The organism is Clostridia bacterium, from assembly GCA_014360065.1.
Taxonomy (GTDB): domain Bacteria; phylum Bacillota; class DSM-521; order Neomoorellales; family JACIYF01; genus JACIYF01.
Genome location: JACIYF010000211.1, coordinates 1 through 2,450, shown reverse-complemented (window position 1 = coordinate 2,450; position 2,450 = coordinate 1). Strand labels below are relative to the sequence as shown.

Annotated in this window: 3 protein-coding genes; 2 read left to right on the top strand and 1 reads right to left on the bottom strand. The window is 56.9% G+C overall.

Annotated features, from left to right (window positions below; translation table 11 throughout):
* Positions 1-451 precede the first annotated feature (451 nt).
* Positions 452-1,261, bottom strand: a complete 810-nt coding sequence (locus H5U02_15105; GenBank protein MBC7343748.1) for a DNA adenine methylase — start codon at positions 1,259-1,261, stop codon at positions 452-454.
* A gap of 256 nt (positions 1,262-1,517) precedes the next feature.
* On the opposite strand from H5U02_15105, the gene H5U02_15100 reads away from it, so the two are divergent.
* Together H5U02_15100 and H5U02_15095 are read left to right on the top strand one after the other, a co-directional pair.
* Positions 1,518-1,730 (top strand): hypothetical protein, encoded by a 213-nt coding sequence (locus tag H5U02_15100; protein MBC7343747.1) that lies wholly within the window; start codon positions 1,518-1,520, stop codon positions 1,728-1,730.
* On the top strand, positions 1,727-2,167 hold the full coding sequence (locus tag H5U02_15095; protein MBC7343746.1) for a PIN domain-containing protein: 441 nt from the start codon (positions 1,727-1,729) through the stop codon (positions 2,165-2,167). The genes H5U02_15100 and H5U02_15095 overlap by 4 nt, the downstream gene beginning before the upstream one ends.
* Positions 2,168-2,450 lie beyond the last annotated feature (283 nt).

Sequence of the window (2,450 nt, the reverse complement as noted above, 5' to 3'; positions counted from 1 at the left end):
ACTTGGGCGCGCTTATGGGTGGAGGCTCTCTTGCTGCTACCCGGCCTGGTACCGGTATATTTGGGAAAGCCTATTCCCTCAAGCTGGCGTTGATCGGTTGGGCTTGGTCACGATCGGGAAGCTTCTCCCGCGGAAAAACCTTTACCCAGGAACTGATTTGGACTTGTGCCTTGGCCGGAGCTAAAGGATCAATGCCTGGAGAGGTGGTGCCCAGGATAGCGTCTAACAGCTGTCCATAGATAATGGACTCAACATCGCTCAGCCGGGGCATAAAGTTTTGGGTAGAGGAACGCCTTCGTTGCAGCAGGAAGTCAAATTGGCCGAGAAGTCCGCCGGAGCTTGGGGACCAATCGCTGGTTTGGCCCGCGAGGGTTTGGGGAGCAAACGTAAGCCAGAGCAGGCTGAAAAGTGGGAATACGCCAGGAGGATGGAAAGGTTTCCCCTGCTGCGGCTAGCGGTAGTTTCTTATGACAAGCTCGCTTACCGGCCCCCGCCGGTCGGCCCGGCAGTTGATGGCCCGGCGGGCGCGGACCACCCGGATGTCGTAGCCGGCATAAAGCTCTCTCACCAAGGGGGTATCGGAATTGGAGAGCATTACCATGCACCCTTTCGCATCGAGCTTCCGGAATACCTCCGCCAGCCTCTCCTGGTCCTCTTTTCCGAAGGAGTCGGCGGTGTAGCCGGTGAAGTTGGCCGTATCCGAAAGTGGGTTATAGGGCGGATCCAGGTAAACGAAAGCGCGAGGACAGGCGTATTCCAGAACCAAGCTGAAATTACCACAGACGATCTCGGCCCGCATAAGGGCAAGGCTTACCAGCCGTAGGTTTTCCTCGTCGAGGATTTTGGGGTTCTTGTAGCGGCCGAAAGGAACATTGTGCTTACCTTTTCGGTTTACCCTCCAGAGGCCGTTGTAGCCGGTTTTGTTCAGGTAGAGGAAGCGGGAGGCCCGCTCAACCGGGCTCAAGGTTTCGGGATCCAGGGCCCTCGTGCGGTAGTAGTACTCTCTATCGTTTTTGTGCTTCGCGAGGTCGGCGCAAAGCTCCGGCAGGGAGTCTCTGACCACCCGATAGAAGTTTACCAGCTCAGGGTTAGAGTCAATCAGGATGGCCCTTTCGGGAAGAAGGTGAAAAAAGACGGCTCCGCCGCCGACAAAGGGCTCAAGATAAAGGTCGAACTTCTCTTTGGGAAACAAGGGCTCAAATTGGGGAATAAGCTGCCCCTTTCCGCCGGCCCACTTCACCGGGGGTTTCGGACGCTCTATAAGAGCAGGTTCTACAGATGAGAGTTTCTCGTAAATCGCCGTCACCGCCTTTACCCAGCTTATAGATTCTTCTCTCTCCACCTTATTCCTGCCCGATCAAAGGGTCGAGCCCCAGAACGTCCGGAAAGGCCAAACCGGATCCGCCCAGCGGCTCCGGGCCATGTATCACCGGGGGCAAGCAGCTCTTATTCCCTATTGACTATCACTATACACTAGCTATATAATGAAGCAAGCGGGCCGAAAGGAGGGACTGGTCGTGCAGTTGAACATTTACGTTCCGGTTGAGAAAGCCGCTCTGCTGAAAAACCTCGACCGCACTGCCCAGCTTACGGGGCGCTCCAAGAACGAGCTCGTGCTTGAAGCGCTGGAGAAATACCTGTCCTCCGCCGCCCCCGAGCCAGGCCGCTACAGCCTCGGCGCAGTAAAGCTCTCCCGCCGGGCGGACCTGTATGACGGGAGGCTGGGATGATGGTTCTTTTGGATACCAACGTCTTGATCTATGCCATCAATACCAGCGCTCCCCAGCATGCTCCCAGCCGCGCCCTGGTAGAGGCAGCGAGAAACAAGAAGCTCGAAGCCGCACTGGTGCCCCAGGTGCTTTTAGAATTCTTTGCGGTGGTGACCGACAAACGCCGAATTGAGAGGCCTCTTGACCCCCTGACTGCCTGGAGCGAAGTGGAAAAATTCCAGGCTATCTTTAAGGTCCTCGACCCGGGTCCGGCTGCCGTTGAGCAGCTGGGAAGGTTGATTTCTGAAACCGGCGTGAGGGGAGGGGACATCTTCGACGCCTGGTTAGCCGCCCAGATGCAGGCATGCGCAATCCCAACCATATGCACTTATAACACCGGTGACTTCGCCAGGTTTGCTGTAGGGGCGGTGACCCCGGAGCAGGTGCTAAGCGCCTAGTCCTGCTAGAGAGCGCAAGAATCCGGACACGCGGCGCATACGCATAGTATCAACTCAACGGGAAGAAGGGTCGCCTGCACCACCCGTCACCGCAACAAGAGCGTTAAGAACCCTAAAGGGGCCCAGCCCAAAAATTGGGCGGGCCCCTCCTGTCCCTGGCGGCATATTTGGGAGAGCCTATTCCTTCAAGCTGGCGTTGATTGGTTGGGCTTGGTTACGATCGGGAAGCTTCTCCTGCGGAAAAACCTTTACCCAGGAGTTGATTTGGGCTTGTGCCTTGGCC

Excerpts from the sequence above, each read along its gene's own strand:
- H5U02_15095 (MBC7343746.1), top strand. The coding sequence starts at position 1,727 with ATGATGGTTCTTTTGGATACCAACGTCTTGATCTATGCCATCAATACC.